This window comes from Cupriavidus sp. FW305-46 (assembly GCF_058787075.1).
The window spans coordinates 147515-164409 of the sequence record NZ_JBYSZI010000004.1; the positions used below are offsets into that span (position 1 = coordinate 147515).

Below are 16895 nucleotides of genomic sequence, written 5' to 3' on the forward strand. Positions count from 1 at the left end.
CATGACCTCACTCACCACTGCCATCGAATCCGCCCCGCCCGGCACCGGCGCCCGTCCCTCTCGGCTGCGCCCGGTGCTGGCCAACGGTGCCGTGCGCGCCGGCGGCGCCATCCTCGGCCTGATGCTGTTCCTTGCCGTGGCCGCGCCCTGGCTCTACACCATCGATCCCAACACCATGGACCCCGCCAGCGGCCAGTTGCCCCCCTTCACGCGCGCCGAGATCGTAACCCTGGCCGGCGATGCCTTCGAACGCCTGTTCCCGCTGGGCACCGACAGCCTGGGCCGCGACATCTGGAGCCGCACGCTGTACGGCGCGCGGGTCTCGCTGGCGGTCGGGGTGTCGGTGGCGCTGGCCTCGGTGCTGCTGGGGCTGGTGGTCGGGCTGGTATCGGGCTATGTGCGCTGGCTGGACGGCTTCATCATGCGCGTGATGGACGGCATGATGGCCATTCCCGGCATTCTCTTCGCCATCGTGCTGGTGGCCGCCTGGCGGCCCAGCCTGCTGACGGTGATCGTGGCCATGACCGTGCCCGACACGCCGCGCGTGGCGCGCCTGGTCAGGTCGGTGGTGCTGTCGGTGCGTGAAGAGCCTTATGTCGAGGCCGCCATTGCGCTCGATACGCCGACCTGGAAACTGATGCTGCGCCACATCCTGCCGAACACCATCGCGCCGCTGCTGGTGCAGGGCACCTTCATCTGCGCCGGCGCAATGCTGGTGGAAGCGGTGATGTCCTTCCTCGGCATCGGCCTGCCCACCGACATCCCCACCTGGGGAAACATCATGGCCGAGGGGCGCGCCCACTTCACCTCGCATCCGCACAGCGTACTGCTGCCCGGCGCCTTCCTGGCGGTAACGGTGCTGGCCGTCAACATGCTCGGCGACGGCCTGCGCGACACTCTCGACCCCAGGTTCAGCAAGCGGAGCGCCTGATGATGCCAATGAACACGACCGCGGCCGCGGACTCGGCCACGCCCTGCCTGCGCGTGCGCGACCTGCGCATCGACCTGCCGCCCGGCGCCGACCGGCCGCATGCGGTCCAGGGGGTGTCCTTCGACGTCATGCCCGGCGAAGTGGTCTGCCTGTTGGGCGAATCGGGCTCAGGCAAGTCCGTGGTCGCGCGCGCGGTGATGGGCTTGCTGCCCGAAGGCCTGAAGGTCTCGGGTGGCGGCATCGCCCTGTCCGGCGAAGACCTGCTGGCAGCCTCCCCAGCACGCCGGCGCGAACTGCGCGGCACCGGCGTGGCCATGGTGTTCCAGGAACCCATGACCGCGCTGAACCCGGTCATGCGCTGCGGCCGGCAGGTCGAGGAAATGCTGGCGCAGCACACCAGCCTGGGCGCCGCGCAGCGGCGCGAGCGCGTGCTGTCGATCTTTGCGCGCGTGCGGCTGCCGGATCCCGAGCGGATCTACGACGCCTATCCGCACCAGCTGTCCGGCGGGCAGCGCCAGCGCATCGTCATCGCCATGGCGCTGATCCTGCGCCCGGCCCTGCTGGTGTGCGATGAGCCCACCACCGCGCTGGACGTGACCACGCAGGCCGAGATCCTGGCACTGGTGCGCGAACTGCAGCACGAGAACCAGACCGCGGTGCTGTTCATCACGCACGACTTCGGCGTGGTCGCCGACATTGCCGACCGGGTGGTGGTGCTGGAGCTTGGCCGCCAGGTGGAAAGCGGGCCGAAAGACCGGGTCTTGCGCCAGCCCGATGCGGACTACACCCGCATGCTGCTCAATGCCGTGCCGGGACTGGAGCCCGCGCAGCGTCCGTCGGTGGCGCGGCGGCCGTTGCTGCTCGACGCCAGCGGCATCGGCAAGACCTATGTCTCAGGAGCCTGGCCGGGCCGGCGCCGCGTGGTCGAGGCGGCCACCGATGTGTCATTGCAGGTACGGGCGGGCGAGACCGTCGGCATCGTGGGCGAGTCCGGCTCGGGCAAGTCCACGGTGGCGCGCTGCATCGCGCGGCTGATCGAACCGTCCGCGGGCAATATCCAGGTGCTGCCCGAAGCGGCGCAGCAACTGCCGCGCCGCGCGCAGCTGTCCGCGTTCCGGCGCATGGTGCAGGTGGTGTTCCAGGACCCCAACCGCTCGCTCAATCCGCGCCGCACGGTGGGCCAGTCCATCGTCGAAGGCGCGGTCAATTTCGGCGCGACGCCTGCGCAGGCGTGGCAACGCGCCGAGTCGCTGATGGAACTGGTGCGGCTGCGGCCCGACGCGCTGCACCGCTACCCCAGCGAGTTCTCCGGCGGCCAGCGCCAGCGCATCTGCATCGCCCGCGCGCTGGCGTGCGAGCCGCGCGTGCTGATCGCCGATGAAGCGGTGTCGGCACTGGACGTCTCGGTGCAGGCGCAGATCCTGAAGCTGCTGGCCGATATCCAGCAGCGGCTTGCCATCGGCATCCTCTTCATCACCCACGACCTGCGCGTGGCCAGCCAGGTGTGCGACCGCCTGATCGTCATGCACAAGGGCCGCGTGGTCGAGCAAGGCGCCACGCGCGACGTCGTGCTGTCACCGCGCCAGGACTACACCCGCGCGCTACTGGCCGCCGCGCCGGGACGCCATTACCCGTTCGGTGTGCAGTAACGCCGGCCATGCAGATTCCCAAGCGCCAGCCAACCCTCTTGGACAAAACCATGAAAACTCCGCTCTACGCACTCAGCGCCGCCGACCTGCTCAGCAACTACCGCCAGCGCGAACTCTCCCCGGTCGAAGTCATGCAGTCGGTGCTGGACCGCATCGAACACTGGGAGCCCGGCATCCGTGCGATGTACGTGGTGCATGCCGAGCAAGCGCTGGCCGCCGCGCGCAGCGCCGAGGCGCGCTGGCTGGCAGGCACCCCGAACGGCCCGCTCGACGGCGTGCCGGTGACGCTGAAGGAGAACATCGCCACGCGCGGCACGCCGGTGCCGCTCGGTAGCGCCGCCACCGTGCTGGCGCCGGCGCCGGCCGATGCGCCGGCCGCGGCGCGCCTGCTCGAGGCCGGCGCGATCGTGGTCGGCAAGACCACCATGCCGGATTTCGGCTTCCTGGGCGCGGCGCCGTCCAGCTTCCATCCGCTCACGCGCAACCCGTGGAAGCTCGACCGCAACACCGGCGGCTCCAGTTCCGGCGCCGGCGCCGCGGCCGCGGCGGGCTACGGCCCGATCCACCTGGGCACGGATATCGGCGGCTCGGTGCGTATTCCCGCCAGCTTCTGCGGCGTATTCGGCCTGAAGCCCAGCCATGGCCGCGTGCCGGTACACCCGCCAGCCGCCGCGCGCGTGGTCGGCCCGCTGACGCGCACCGTGGCCGACGCCGCGCTGGCGATGCAGGCCATCTCGCGCCCCGATGCCCGCGACTACATGAGCCTGCCGCCGCAGGACATCGCCTGGCAGCAGCTTGAGCGCGATATCCGCGGGCTGCGCATCGGCCTGTGGCTGGACCCGACCGGCGACTGGCAGGTCGATGCCGAAGTCCGCGCGGCGGTGCTGGCGGCTGCGCGCCTGTTCGAGCAAGGCGGTGCCGTGGTCGAACCCGTGCGCGACTGGACCACCATGGACATGCGCATCGGCATGACGCACTTCTTCACCATGCGCTGCCGGGTCGACCTGGCCGGGATGCCGCCGGAGCGCGCCAGCCTGGCGGCAGGCTACATCCGCAAGGCCGCCGAGTTTGCCGGCACGCTCACGCCGGAGCAGACCTTCCAGGCCTTCACGCGCATGCAGCAACTGCGCGAGGCCACCGTGGCCGCGACCCAGCCCTATGACTTCGTGATCTCGCCGGTGTCACCGGTGCTGCCCTTCGCCGCCGATGCCATCAACAGCGGCGGCGACTTGCCGCTCAAGGACTCTCACTTCACAGCGGTGTTCAACCACTCCGAACAGCCCGCGGCATCGGTCCCCTGCGGCATGTCGCGCGACGGCCTGCCCATCGGGCTGCAGATCTCCGGCCGGCGCTTTGACGACCTGGGCGTGCTGCAGCTGGCGCACTGGTTCGAGCGCGCCTCGGAACCCCAGCGGCAATGGCCTGAGCCGCAGTAAGCCCTGCGTGACCGGCGCGGGGGAGGTGCGGCGCTACAATGGCCCGCACCGACCCCAGCGCCATCACGCCCCATGCGATTCGAGGATCTTGAAGCCTTCCTGGTTGTCATCGAGCAAGGCAACCTGCACCGCGCCGCCGACACCCTCGGCATGACCCAGTCCGGCCTGTCCAAGACGCTGGCGCGGCTGGAGGGCGAAGCCGGCATGCCCTTGTTCGAGCGCACCCCGCGCGGGCTGGTGCCGACCAGCGTGGGCCGCACCCTGGCCGCCCATGCGCGCAGGATCGCGCTGGCCGCGGGCGACATGCGCAACGAACTGACCGAGCAGCGCGCGGCGCGCGCGGGCACGGTGCGCCTGGGCGCCATCCCCTACCTGCTGCCGTCGCTGCTGTCGCCGCTGCTGGCCCGCTTCTTCCTGAGCCGGCCGCTGGCCACGTTCTCGATCGAGACCCACCTGAGCGCGCGCCTGATGGCGATGCTGCAGAATGGCGAGGCCGACCTGATCCTGGGCGCGCGCCCGACCAGCCTGCCGCCGGACATTGCCTGGCTGCCGCTCGGTCCGCTGACCATGCAGATCGTGTCCCGCACCGGCCATCCGCGCCGCGAGGGCTTCCGCACGCTGGCCGACCTGAGCGGCGAGCGCTGGGTAGTGCCGGCCAGTTCGCTCTACCTGCGCCAGTGGCTGGAGGAACGGTTTACCTCGGTCGGGCTGCCGCCGCCGCGCGTGGCGGTGGAAAGCACGGCGTCGCCGGTGGCCTTCGGCGAGCTGCTGCGGCACTCGGACCTGCTCGGCATCATGCCGCCGCGCATGCTGCACCAGGCCGAGGGCCAGGGGCTGGCCGCGATCGAGGCGCCGGGCATGTCGTGGCAGCATGAGCTGGCCGTGCTGTGGCGCGCCGATGGCTACCTGTCGCCGATCTGCCAGGACTTCCGCGATGCGGTGGTGGCGTGGTGCGAAGAGATGGAGCTGTGAGGGCCGGGGTGCTCAGGGCACCCACCAGTAGCGGGTGATATGGAAGAACACCGGCGCGGCGAACACCACTGAGTCCAGCCGGTCCAGCATGCCGCCGTGGCCCTGGATCATATGGCCCCAGTCCTTGATGCCGCGGTCGCGCTTGATCGCCGACATCACCAGCCCGCCCAGGAAGCCCATCAGCGCAATCACCAGCGCAATCGCGCCGGCCTGCCACGGCGAGAACGGCGTGATCCACCACAGCGCCGCGCCCAGCGCGGTGGCACTGGCCACGCCGCCGACAAAGCCCTCGACGGTCTTGGACGGCGACAGCAGCGGCGCGATCTTGCGCTTGCCGCACAGCTTGCCCCACACATACTGCAGCACGTCGCTGCCCTGCACCACGATCACCAGGAAGGCGATCAGCAGCAGGTTGCGGCCTTCGAAGCCCGGGATCGGCAGCGTCAGCAGCGCCGGCACGTGCGAGATGCAGAACACGCACACCATCACCGCCCACTGCACTCCGGCGCAGCGCTCCAGGAAGCGCGTGGTCTCGGACGACAGCGCCGCCAAGATCGGCAGGATCAGGAAGGCATAGACCGGGATCAGGATCGAGAACATGCCGTACCAGCCGATATAGACCAGCACGTACTGCAGCGGCAGGAACACGAAAAAGGCGGCGACGATGGCGTGATGGTCACCGCGCCGCGTGGTGATGATGGTGACGAACTCGCGCAGCGCGAAGAACGAGAGCAGGTAGAACAGCACGATCACCGCGGTGCGGCCCAGTGCAAAGGCCACGCCCATGATGCCGATCATCCACCACCAGGCCCAGACACGCTGCGCCAGGTTGTCGATCACCGCGTGCTGGCCGCCGCCCGCCACCCGCCAGCGCAGCAGCGCGGTCACGGTGGAGGCCAGCAGCAGCACGCCGAACAGGCCACCGAACAGCAGCCAGGTCTCGGGGCTCCAGTGCAAAGTGGGCATGGCGGTCATTCCAGCTCCGGGGCAAGCGCGAGCAGGCCGTCGCGGCAGCGCGCAAGGAAGGCTTCCTTGCTGTCCTCGGCGGCCAGCAGCACCGGCTGGCCAAAGGTGACGGTGCACAGCAGCGGCACCGGCACGACTTCGCCCTTGGGCATCACGCGGTTGAGGTTGTCGATCCACACCGGCACGAACTCCACCCCGGGGCAGGCCCGCGCCAGGTGGTAGATGCCGCTCTTGAACGGCAGCAGGCGCGCGTCGGTGGTATTGCGCGTGCCTTCGGGAAACAGGATCAGCGAGTCGCCGGATGCCAGCGCGCCGTGCATCAGCGCCACCGGGTCGCTGCCCGGTTCGCTGCGGGTGCGGTCGATCAGCAGCGCGTGGAATACGTCGCGGCCGATAAAGCGCCGCAGCGGCGAGCGCTCCCAGTAGTCGGCACCGGCCACCGGGCGCGTGACGGTGCGCAGGTCGGGCGGCAGGCAGCCCCAGATCAGCACGAAATCGCCGTGGCTGCTGTGGTTGGCAAAGTAGACGCGCTGCACCGCGGCGGGGATGCAGCCCTGCCAGTTGGCGCGCATGCCGGTCAGCAGCCGGGCGAAGACGATGATGGCGCGCGCGGTCGCGCGGGCAAGCCACATGGTTGGTTACCTCAGGATCACGGTCAGCAAGGCCAGCGCCAGCTGGCACACAGTCAGCGCGGCGCTGGCGCGCACCAGCCGCAGCGCGCCGCGGGCGCGGTCCGGCAGCGGACGGCCGGCGCGTTGCGCCGGCATCCAGCCCAGTTCGAGCAGCGCGGCGTCCAATCCGGCCAGGTCGGGCTGGTCCTGCCGCCCGGCCGCGAGCGCATCGAACAAGCGGCGGTCGATGGCAACGCGCAGCAGCAGCCAGAGCTGGGGCAGCGCCAGCAGCAGCGAAGCGGCCGCCAGCACGCGCGGGACCGGCGTGGCCACCCCCAGCCATGCCGTGGCCACGCCGAAAGCCAGCCCGGCCGCGCCGATCCACACGGCGCCCGACAGCGCGCCGGTGACGGCGTGTGCGATCCAGGCATCAGTGCCTTGCGTGAACTCAGCGTCCATCATCGGGCTCCGGCATGGCGGGACGGTCCAGCCAGCGTTGCAGCGCCTGCGCATGTTCGCGCCCGAGCACCACCGCCGGGCGATGCTCGCGCAGCAACGCCAGCGCAGCGCCGGCGTCGCGCAGTCCCTGCCGGCGCGCCAGCCATGCGGCGGCAACCAGCGTGCTGCGCGAATAGCCGAGCGCGCAGCTGACCAGCACGCGGCGGCCCTGCCGCTGCCAGGCGTCGAGTTGAGCCACGGCCTGGTCCAACTGTTCCGGCGTCGGCACGGTCAGGTCCAGCACCGGCACGCAACGATACGCAAGCGCCGGGTCGGTGGCTGCGCGCGTCAGTTCGGCGGTCAGGTCGAGGACTGCGTCCGCCCCGATCGCGCGCAGTCCGGCGCGGGTCGGGAAGCGGCCAACCCAGATGCCGTCCGCGATGGCACTGGGCTGCGGCGCGCGCAGCGTCCACCAGCGCGAATTGAGGAAGGCGCCCAGCAGGTAAGGCGCCAGCACCCAGCGCGCGGCCGGCGCCATCGACCCGTCGCCGCCCTTCTGGAACCACGCCGGCGCGGCCAGCGCGTAGATCCGGGCGACGCAGGCCAGCGCCAGCGCGGCCCACAGCAGCAGCAACGCCAGCGTCACCGACGCACCCACCGCCAGCACCGCGCACAGCAACCCCACCAGCGCGCCCACGGTGTAGCGGCGCGACAGCTGGCGCGTGCGCGCGTCCGGCGCACCGGCAGCGGGCCGTTGCATCGGGAACAGGTAAACGCACAGCCAGCCCACCAGCGCGCCGGTGGGCACATCGATCAGGTGGTGCTGCCAGGTGGTCAGCACCGAGACCCCGATCAGCGCAAACCAGCCGTGCAGCAGCCAGCGCCAGCCGCCGCGCAGGTGCGCCGCAAAGGCGACCCACAGGATCACCAGCAGGCTGATATGCAGCGACGGCGCCTGGTTGAACGGCAGGTCGAAACCGCCCAGCAGCGTGAACAGCTGGCCCGGCAGGCCGTCGGCTTCGGGCCGGGCAAAGCTGAAGCGCAGCGGGAAGGCGATAAAGCACGCCACCGACACCAGCTGCGCCAGCACCAACCGCCTGACGTGCGTGAGCAGCGCCGCGCGCGTGCGCCACAGGAAGAAGGAGATGCCGTACAGCAGGTCGATCGACCAGTACGGCACGATGGTCCACGGCAGGAACGGGATCCCCTGCTCCCATTCGAAATAGATCGCCGGCACGTTGGCGCGCTGGCTCGCCAGCCAGTTGGCAAAGCCGTAGCTGGAGAAAAAGAACGCGCCGGCCAGCGCCAGCAGCAGGCAGGCCAGCCCCCAGGGCCGGTTGCCTGCAGGCAGCTGCGAATGCGCCCCGGCGTCAACCTCCGTCGGCACCGTGCTCATGCGCCGTGCCTGCGCGCCAGGCTGACGGTGAAGATGCCCCACGGGTCGATGCGCTGGGTCACCTTGTCAAAGCCAGCGGCCCGCACCAGTTCGTCCATCTCGGCCTGCGAGCGGCGGCGCATCACCCAGGCGGCGCCGGCGCGGTGGCTGGTGAGCGCGCGCGCGATGAATTCCAGCTGCGAATGCCAGGGCTGGCCGGTGTAGACCAGGTAGCCGCCGGGCGGCACCGCGCGCGCCAGGCCCTCGAGCGAGCGCCGCACCATTGCGTTGTCGGGGAACAGTTCGTACAGGCCGGAAACCACCGCCAGTGTCGGCGCCGGTGCCAGCGCCGCCAGGCTGTCGCCGTCGAAGGCATCGCCCTGCTCGAAGCGGGCCACGTCCGCGAGATCCTTGGCGGCGATCAGGGCGCGGCCCTGCTCGACGTTCAGCGGGCTGTAGTCGCGCAACAGGATCGACTCGACCGCCGCGGCGCCGCCATCCAGCGCGCCCAGCGCCTCAAGCACATAGCGCCCGTGCCCGGCGGCGATGTCGACGATCCGCACCGGCATGCCGGCCGCGCGCAGCCGCCGCACGGCCTCGGCGATCAGGGCCTCGGCGTGGACCTTGCGCTGGCGGATGCCGCGCCAGCCGATCGCGTCCAGGTACTGCTGATCGGCCAGCCGGCCCAGCTTGCCGCGGCCCGAGGGGGCGTTGCGGTAAACATAGTCGAGCGTCGAGCCCGAGTCGAAGCCGGTCTCATGGCCCAGCCGCACCCCGTCCGACAGTATTCCGCCCAGCTTCAGGTTGGCCCGCGCCGCGCGCCAGTACCAGGCGGCCAGCCCGACAGGCGCCGACGCCAGGCGGTCGGATTCCTCGCGGAACGGGCCGATCTGGTCGGCATCGAGCAGCGAGCGCGGCGCCGACGGCGTGTCGAACTCGCGCAGGATAAAGCGGCGCGCGGCATCGACCGCCAGCTTGCGGTCGCGCTCACCGAGCGTGTCGTGATAGAAGCCGTCCAGCACGATGCGCTCCTTGGTGCGCGAACCCAGGCGCTCATAGAAGCGGTCCTGCGGCCCGCGATGCACGACCCAGTCGGCGCCGGAGATCAGCAGCTGCGTCGGCACCGTGATCGCCGCGGCATCGGCGACGATGCGCTCCGCCGTGTCGTACAGGTCCAGCAGGATATTGACCGCGATCGGGCGCGTGATCAGCGGATCGCTGTCGTAGCTGGCGATGCGCTCGGGATCGTGCGTGAGGAACTTGGCCTTGACGTAGCTGTTGACGAAGAACTTGCCGCGCAGGCGCTGCATCAGCTTCAGCCCCGGCCGCGCAAAGGGCACGTAGAGCTTGACCTTGAACGCGGGCGAGGCCAGCACCAGCGCGCGGATCGGCGGCGCGTAGTCGTGCACCCAGGTGGCGGCCAGCACCGCGCCCACGCTCTGCGCGATCACCGCGGTGCGTTCCAGCGGGATGCCGTGGACCTCGGCGATATGGGTGGTGAAGGTCTGGATATCGCGCACCGAGTCCGCCAGGCTGGGGCTGTAGCCGCGCTCGCCGGGCGAACGGCCGTGGCCGCGCGCATCCCAGGCAAAGATCTCGTAGCCGGGCAGGTTCAGTTCGTCGGCCAGGTGGGCGACCCGGCCGGAATGCTCATGGCCGCGATGGAACAGCACCACGGCGCCGCGCGCCGGGCCCTCCACCGCCGGCCAGTGCCGATAGAACAGCGTCTGGCGGTCGTGGGTCTCGAATTGCCGCTCTTGCGGCTGGCGCGTCGACGGTCGGTCCATCTCGCTACTCCGCTGTGCGGGACTGGGCCTCGGCGACACCGCGGCGCACCCGGTTGGCAATCGTGAACAGCGACAGCAGCGACAGCACCAGCCACAGCCAGCTGGCGGCCGCGCCAAAGCCCAGGCCAACACCGGCCCACAGCGCGATCGCGCCGACCGCGAAGGCGCGGTCGCTCTTGCCCAGCGGGCCGTCGTAGCGCCGGCTGGCCCCGGCCAGCGGGCCGATCAACCCGGCGGCCTCGACGATCACCGCCAGTAGCGCGAAGGTGCCGACCTGGCCCAGGCTGAAGCCCGGCAGCGCGGCCAGCGGCAGGATCAGCGCCAGGTCCGAGGCAATGTCGCCAAGCTCGTTCAGGTAGGCACCCAGCACGCTCTGCTGGCCGTGCTCGCGCGCCAGCATGCCGTCGACGGCGTTGAGCGCCATGCGCAGGAACAACCATAGGGGAAACAGCAGGAACAGCGCCGGGGTCTCGGCCACCAGCATGCCCAGCGTGGCCAGCACCCCCACCGCGAGGGAGCCGGCCGCGGCGGCCAGCGTCACCTGGTTGGCAGTCACGCCGCGCTGCGCCAGGTCTTGCACCATGGGGCGCAACCGGGCCTGGAACCTGGGCTTCAGTTCATAGAGGGTCATCGCACCGGCCTCCCTGCCGAGCTGATGCCGGAAGCGACGCCGTGCGCCAGGCCGCGGCGACGCGCAGGGTCATGCGCCGGGCCTGCCCCGACCTCTTCCGTCTTGTTTCTGGTAGTTTTCTGACCGCGGCGCGGCTGCTGCTCGTGCCGGCCAAGGCATGGCGGCAGTGCCTGGCTCAGCACTCTACCGCCAACGTCGAGACATTACCAGAAGGCGCTTGCGGCCAGAACCGGCTAGGCCGAGGCAATGGTGTCCCGCACTGCGTCGGTCACCTGCGCCACCACGCCCTCGCGCCAGTCGTCGGTATCGCCATAGAAGGCACGCCACATCGCCTGGCGGACCAGCGCGCGCTGGTTTTCGTCGGCTTCCGGGTGCTGGTGCAGCCAGTGGTCGCCGCGCAGCGCGTCCAGCACCTCGCCCACCGGCAGCGTGCCGAACTCAAGCGCGATGCCGGCATAGTCCATGGTGGGCAGGGTCTGCAGCACCGCGTGCCAGGCCAGGCCGGTGAGGTTGGCCGAGGTCGACGAGCCATCGTAGATCGAGGTCACGCGCGCGCCCCAGATCGCGCGCGTGCGCGTGAGCGATTCCGGCGTGTCCGGGCCCATGTGGATGGGCTCGCCATAGCCCCAGGGGCCCAGCCCGGTATGGACGTCGATCCAGCGCAGCGCCTCGCGCCCGGCGCCGAAGCGCGCCAGGATGCGGCACAGCGTGTAGTTGCTCCAGGCAGCCTTGTCGCCGCCGTAGAACATGCCGCCCGGGTCCTGGTACTGGCCGCGGCTGACCGCGGCCTGGTACCACGGCATGCCGCGCTCGGCCACGGCCTTCATCAGTTGCGCCTGGTCGGTGTCGGACGGCGGCCATTGCGCCGGCACCAGCAGCGGCGCGATCTCGGCATAGGCCTCGTTGTACGGCAGCGGCTGGGTGAAGTCCATGAAATTGCGGTTCAGGTCGACGTTGTCCTCGTTGACCCGGCGCAGGTGGGAAAAACCGTAGGGATTGATCGCATGCACCAGCAGCAGGCTGGTGTCGGCGGCGGCGCAATCGGCAAGCAGCGCGGCGTCGTGCAGCATCGTCACCTGCGCGCCGGAGCCGGCAAAGCCTTCGGCGCCGTGCGTGCCCGAGGTCACCATCAGGCAGCGGCGGGCCTCGGCCGGGCCGGCCAGCGCCACGTCGATCGCGAGGTCCTCGCCGGCACTGCCGCGCTTGGTGGGGTGCGGGAACTGGGCCAGCGCGGCCCCGGCCGTGCGCGCGGCGTCAAGGAACTTCTGGCGGGCTTCGGCGTAGCTGCGAGAAAAATGGCTCATGGCGTGACCGGCGGATGCGATGCAGGCATTAGACGCCAAATCCGCAGGTCTTGCCACCCGCTGCTAGAACAGCGACCCGGACGCATACCCGGGCGCCGGCGCGGGCTCCGTCCCCGGCCCCCAGATACCAGGCGAAGTGAACGCCTGCGGATGCATCTCGATCCCGGCCGCGGCCAGCTGGCCGGCGGTCAGCACCAGGTGACGGGCCAGCCAGTCGTGCAGGCTGCGCAGGAAGCGGATGTTGTCGACGCTGTTGGACCCCGCGATCAGGCATTCCAGCTTGATATGCGCGGTATAGACGTCGAGCAGGTTGGTGGCGCGCAGCCGCGGCGGGGTGGACGGGCTGCGTTCGATCGCGAGGATGCGGCGCACCTGCGCCATGCCGATGTCGCCGGTGCGCTGGTACTGCTCGTAGACGCCCTCAAGCGCCGGGAAGCGCACTGTCGGCTGCACGCGCGGCACCGCGGCCACCTTCTCCATGCGCAGCACCAGGTAGCGGATCGCGGCGGCGCGCTCGGCGGCCTGTGCCTGGGCGGGATCGCGCCGGCGGGCCGGGGGCGCCGCCTCGGGCAAGGCCGTGCGCGGCACCACATCGCGCTCGGTGTAGTCCGGCACCTGCAGCAGCAGGCCCGGATGCGGCACCGCGGCACGCGCGCAGTCATCGCCAAAGGGATATTCATGCCCTGCGGCGTCGCGCAGGATATAAGCCTGCCCGGCCGGAAAGCCATGGTGGCGGCGGCTCGCGCCCCGCGCATGGCAGCGCGTGGCGGGGTCGACGAAGTCCTTGCGCACGGGGATCCAGCCCCCGTCGTGTGCCTGGGTCATGCGTTGCGGCTCATGCCTGAATTGCTAGACCCGCCATTGTCGCCGATCTGCGCGCTCGCCCCGGCGAATCTGCCCGGCCCTACTTCAGCATGAACGACATCGCCGACAGGCAGTTCAGCATGCGCACCGCCGCCTGGACCGAATCGGCCTGGAAGGACAGCGTCACGCCGTCGCGGCGCTCCAGCGCCGGCCACTGGCAGAACAGGTCCGCGTGCGCGGGCGTCAGGGTCTGCAGGGTGCAAGTCACCGGCGCGGCGATGCGCAGGCATTGCGCCTGCGCGCGTTCGCGCACCGCGGTTGCAGCCGCTGCGGCAATGGCCTCGCGCGCCGCCGCCGGCGACAGCGAGGTGCCGCTGCCGAAGCCGTCCGCTGACTTGGTCTCGACATAGCGCACCCACGGCATCATCGCATGGGTTTCCTGCACGAAGACATCGTCGCCGCTGGCCATCAGCACCGGCGCGCCGAACTCGCCGGCCAGCGCGGCGTACAGGCCCGCCTCGCCCAGTTCCTTGCCGTTGAGCCAGACCCGCGCGAAGGCGCCGCTGTTGATGGTGTGCGCCAGCACGCCGCGGCTCTGGGCGCGGCCGTGGTAGCCGATCATCAGCACGCCGTCGACTCCGGCCTCGACGCCGGCCATCATGCCAAGGTAGCGCGGCTTGCCCAGCACCACCCGCGCGCGCGGATCGAGCTGGTCCGGCAGCAGGTTGCGGAAGCCGCCGTGCGAATCGTTGACCAGTACTTCAGTCGCGCCGCCGGCAAAGGCGCCTTCGACCGCGGCATTGGCTTCGCCGGTCATCCAGGCGCGGGCGCGTTCGTATTCGCCGTTGCCGGGGCGGGTCTGTTCGGCGTGGAAGACGCCAGCCACGCCTTCGATATCGGTGGAAACAAGGATCTTCATCAGGCGGTTTGGCCCAGTTCGGGCATCACGTCCAGCAGTGCGCGCCGGCCGTGGCCGTCGCGGCCCTGCACCGGTGCGGCATGCCACAGGGCATGCAGGATGGCTTGCTCGACGCTGTCGGCCGCGGCGCGGAACAGCGGGTCGAGATGGGTTTCATGCAGCATGGCGACGGCCGGCATCGGCCGGGCGGTGTCGTGCGGCACGGTATACGCGCTCGAGAACGCGACTGCGATATCGCCCGAGCCATGCCCGAACACCGAGCCGGTACGCGCCAGCCCGGCGCCGGCGCGCAGCGACAGCCGGCGCAACTGGCGCGCGTCCAGCGGGGCGTCGGTGGCGAGGATCATGATGATCGATCCCTTTTCCGGTTGCGCCGCTGTGTCGGGCTGCGCCAGGCGCTGGACCAGTTCCGGACCGACCAGGCGGCCGGCAACGGTCAACGATTCCGGCGTGCCGAAATTGGCCAGCACCAGCGCGCCCACGCGATAGCCACCGGCCAGGCGTGAAGCGGTGCCGATACCACCCTTGACGCCGAATGCCGACATGCCGCGTCCGGCGCCGACCGCGCCCTGCGCAACCTCCTGGCCGGCACCGGCCAGGGCCGCCTCATAGTGGCTGCCCTCCACCGCCATGCGCTGGATATCGTTCAGGTAGCCGTCATTGCACTCGAACACCAGCGCATTGACGGTCGGCAGCGCGCGGCCGATCTCCGGATTGGCCGCCACCGCCGCACGGATCTGCGCCTGCGCGACCGCGCCGACCGAAAAGGTATTGGTCAGCGCCAGCGGCGTTTCCAGCACGCCCAGTTCGGCCACCTGCACCAGCCCGATGCTCTTGCCAAAGCCGTTGAGCACGGTGGCCGCGGCGGGCACCTTGTCGCGGTACGGATCGCCGCCATGCGGACGGATCACGGTGACGCCGGTCTGCACGGCGCCATCCGCCAGCGTGCCATGGCCGACGGTCACGCCGGCCACGTCGGCAATGCTGTCCAGCGGACCTGCCGGCAGGCTGCCGACACGCGGCACGCCCGTTGTCGATGCGGTCATGTTCAGCGGCTCAGGGTTCAACGGCGGTCGATCTTGGGGTCGAGCGCGTCGCGCAGGCCGTCGCCCAGCAGGTTGAAGGCCAGCACCGTCAGGAAGATCGCCAGGCTCGGGAAGATCGCCACATGCGGCGCCGTCACCATGTCGGCGCGGGCTTCGTTGAGCATCGCGCCCCATTCCGGCGTGGGCGGCTGCGCGCCCAGTCCCAGGAACGACAGGCTGGCCGCGGTGATGATCGAGGTGCCGATACGCATCGAAAAATACACCACGATCGACGACACCGTGCCCGGCAGGATATGCCGCATCAGGATGGTCCAGTCCGATGCGCCGATGCTGCGCCCCGCCTCGATATAGGTCAGACGCTTGAGCATCAGCGTATTGCCGCGCACCAGCCGCGCGAACGCCGGGATGCTGAAGATGGCCACGGCGAAGATCACGTTGGTCATGCCGTTGCCGAGGATGGCCACGATGCCGATCGCCAGCAGGATGCCCGGGAAGGCGAAGAGCACGTCGGAAATGCGCATCACGATGCGGTCCCACCAGCCTTCGTAGTAGCCCGCCAGCAGGCCCAGCACGGTGCCGATCAGCGCGCCGATGATCACCGACAGGAAACCCGCCGCCAGCGAGATGCGCGCGCCCGCCAGGATGCGGCTGAAGATATCGCGTCCGAGCGAATCGACGCCCATCCAGTGCGCGGCCGACGGGCCGGCGTTGAGCGCGTCGTAGTCGAAGTAGTTCTCCGGGTCGTACGGCACGATATGCGGCGCCACGATGGCAATCACCACCAGCACCAGCACGAAGGCGCCGGCGCCCAGCGCCAGGTGCTGCTTGCGGAATTTGCGCCAGAACTCGGTCCAGGGCGTGCGCACGGCCTCCGGCACGGGGGCGGTGGCGGGTGCCGCTTGCGCTGCGGCGGGCGTGGAAAGCTCAGTCATGCCGGCCTCACTTGTAGCGGATGGTTGGGTTGATCACGGTGTAGAGCATGTCCACCACCAGGTTGATCAGAATGAATTCGAGCGAGAACAGCAGCACCTCGGCCTGGATCACCGGGTAGTCGCGCATCTCGACGGCATCGACCAGCAGGCGCCCCAGGCCCGGCCAGTTGAACACCTTCTCGACCACGATCGAGCCGCCCAGCAGGAAGCCGAACTGCAGGCCCATCATGGTCACCACCGGGATCATGGCGTTGCGCAGGCCGTGCTTGGCCACCACCAGCGTCTCGCGCACACCCTTGGCACGCGCGGTGCGGATGAAATCTTCTTGCAGCACCTCGACGAACGAGGCCCGCGTAAAACGCGCCATCACCGCGGCCACCGCCGCACCCAGCGTGATCGACGGCAACACGTAGTGCTTCCAGCTGTCGGCTCCGATCGACGGCAGCCAGCCCAGCTGCACCGAGAACACTTCCATCAGCAGCATGCCCAGCGCAAAAGCCGGGAACGAAATGCCCGACACCGCCAGCGTCATGCCGAACCGGTCCGGCCAGCGGTTGCGCCACACGGCCGAGCCGATGCCGATCGCCATGCCGAACACCACCGCCCAGGCCATCGACGCCACCGTCAGCAGCAGCGTGGGCATGAAGCGGTCGCCGATCTCCTCGCTGACCGGGCGCTTGGTGCGCAGCGAATGGCCGAACTCGCCGCGGACCGCATTGGAGAAGAAGTTGACGAACTGCTCGTGCATGGGCCGGTCCAGCCCAAGGTCCTTGCGCACCAGTTCGACCGTGGCCGAATCGGCCTCCGGGCCCGCCGCCAGCCGCGCGGGATCACCCGGCAGCAGATGGACGAACAGGAACACCAGCACTGCCACGATCAGCAGCGTGGGGATCACGCCCAGCACACGTTTGAGGAAGTAATTCAGCATGACACACCAGAAGGAAATGCAGCAGCAGAGGCCGCAGGCCGCCCGCCCTGCGACCCCGCGACGCGGGCAAGGCGGCCACCTCGGCTTACTGCTTTACTGCTTACTGCTCGTTGAGTGGAGAAGGCAAAGCGGCTGGCATTGGTCCTGCACGCGCCCGCCCTCACCC

General features: G+C 70.2%; 16 protein-coding genes. 4 read left to right on the forward strand and 12 right to left on the reverse strand.

Annotation, left to right across the window (positions count from 1 at the left end):
- Position 1: 1 nt before the first annotated feature.
- From AC3WON_RS03420 to AC3WON_RS03435, 4 genes are all read left to right on the forward strand, one after another.
- Positions 2-931 carry an ABC transporter permease gene (locus AC3WON_RS03420; RefSeq protein WP_492351143.1) on the forward strand — a complete coding sequence of 310 codons (930 nt, stop codon included), beginning with the start codon at positions 2-4 and terminating at the stop codon, positions 929-931.
- Positions 931-2580, forward strand: coding sequence for a dipeptide ABC transporter ATP-binding protein (locus AC3WON_RS03425; protein WP_492351144.1), 1650 nt, complete (start codon positions 931-933; stop codon positions 2578-2580). Before AC3WON_RS03420 ends, AC3WON_RS03425 begins: the two co-directional genes overlap by 1 nt.
- A gap of 50 nt (positions 2581-2630) precedes the next feature.
- Positions 2631-4016: an amidase gene (locus AC3WON_RS03430; protein ID WP_492351145.1), complete on the forward strand. Its 1386-nt coding sequence runs from the start codon at positions 2631-2633 to the stop codon at positions 4014-4016.
- A 72-nt stretch (positions 4017-4088) separates the two neighbouring features.
- Positions 4089-4988 carry a LysR family transcriptional regulator gene (locus tag AC3WON_RS03435; RefSeq protein WP_492351146.1) on the forward strand — a complete coding sequence of 300 codons (900 nt, stop codon included), beginning with the start codon at positions 4089-4091 and terminating at the stop codon, positions 4986-4988.
- Between the two features lie 12 nt (positions 4989-5000).
- On the opposite strand, the gene AC3WON_RS03440 is transcribed toward AC3WON_RS03435, so the two are convergent.
- The 12 genes from AC3WON_RS03440 to gsiC all read right to left on the reverse strand — a co-directional run bounded on the left by AC3WON_RS03440 (position 5001) and on the right by gsiC (position 16729).
- Positions 5001-5963 (reverse strand): phosphatidate cytidylyltransferase, encoded by a 963-nt coding sequence (locus tag AC3WON_RS03440; protein WP_010814200.1) that lies wholly within the window; start codon positions 5961-5963, stop codon positions 5001-5003.
- On the reverse strand, positions 5960-6586 hold the full coding sequence (locus tag AC3WON_RS03445; RefSeq protein WP_316149908.1) for a lysophospholipid acyltransferase family protein: 627 nt from the start codon (positions 6584-6586) through the stop codon (positions 5960-5962). Before AC3WON_RS03445 ends, AC3WON_RS03440 begins: the two co-directional genes overlap by 4 nt.
- A gap of 6 nt (positions 6587-6592) precedes the next feature.
- Positions 6593-7027, reverse strand: coding sequence for a hypothetical protein (locus AC3WON_RS03450; protein ID WP_492317862.1), 435 nt, complete (start codon positions 7025-7027; stop codon positions 6593-6595).
- Positions 7014-8399 carry a phosphatase PAP2/dual specificity phosphatase family protein gene (locus AC3WON_RS03455; protein ID WP_492351147.1) on the reverse strand — a complete coding sequence of 462 codons (1386 nt, stop codon included), beginning with the start codon at positions 8397-8399 and terminating at the stop codon, positions 7014-7016. The genes AC3WON_RS03450 and AC3WON_RS03455 overlap by 14 nt, the downstream gene beginning before the upstream one ends.
- Complete coding sequence (locus AC3WON_RS03460) at positions 8396-10165, reverse strand: bifunctional alpha/beta hydrolase/class I SAM-dependent methyltransferase (protein ID WP_492351148.1); 1770 nt, start codon at positions 10163-10165, stop codon at positions 8396-8398. Before AC3WON_RS03460 ends, AC3WON_RS03455 begins: the two co-directional genes overlap by 4 nt.
- A gap of 4 nt (positions 10166-10169) precedes the next feature.
- Positions 10170-10796 carry a CDP-alcohol phosphatidyltransferase family protein gene (locus AC3WON_RS03465; protein WP_492351149.1) on the reverse strand — a complete coding sequence of 209 codons (627 nt, stop codon included), beginning with the start codon at positions 10794-10796 and terminating at the stop codon, positions 10170-10172.
- Between the two features lie 233 nt (positions 10797-11029).
- Positions 11030-12100, reverse strand: coding sequence for a M14 family metallopeptidase (locus AC3WON_RS03470; RefSeq protein WP_492317866.1), 1071 nt, complete (start codon positions 12098-12100; stop codon positions 11030-11032).
- Between the two features lie 63 nt (positions 12101-12163).
- Positions 12164-12925: a hypothetical protein gene (locus tag AC3WON_RS03475; RefSeq protein ID WP_492351150.1), complete on the reverse strand. Its 762-nt coding sequence runs from the start codon at positions 12923-12925 to the stop codon at positions 12164-12166.
- Positions 12926-13004: 79 nt separating this feature from the next.
- Positions 13005-13823 carry a M55 family metallopeptidase gene (locus tag AC3WON_RS03480; protein WP_492351151.1) on the reverse strand — a complete coding sequence of 273 codons (819 nt, stop codon included), beginning with the start codon at positions 13821-13823 and terminating at the stop codon, positions 13005-13007.
- Positions 13823-14869 (reverse strand): DmpA family aminopeptidase, encoded by a 1047-nt coding sequence (locus AC3WON_RS03485; protein ID WP_492351152.1) that lies wholly within the window; start codon positions 14867-14869, stop codon positions 13823-13825. The genes AC3WON_RS03480 and AC3WON_RS03485 overlap by 1 nt, the downstream gene beginning before the upstream one ends.
- A 17-nt stretch (positions 14870-14886) precedes the next feature.
- A complete protein-coding gene (gene gsiD / locus AC3WON_RS03490; protein WP_492351153.1) occupies positions 14887-15801 on the reverse strand; it encodes a glutathione ABC transporter permease GsiD in 915 nt (304 codons plus the stop codon).
- A 7-nt stretch (positions 15802-15808) separates the two neighbouring features.
- A complete protein-coding gene (gene gsiC / locus AC3WON_RS03495) occupies positions 15809-16729 on the reverse strand; it encodes a glutathione ABC transporter permease GsiC (protein ID WP_010814211.1) in 921 nt (306 codons plus the stop codon).
- Between the last annotated feature and the right edge of the window lie 166 nt (positions 16730-16895).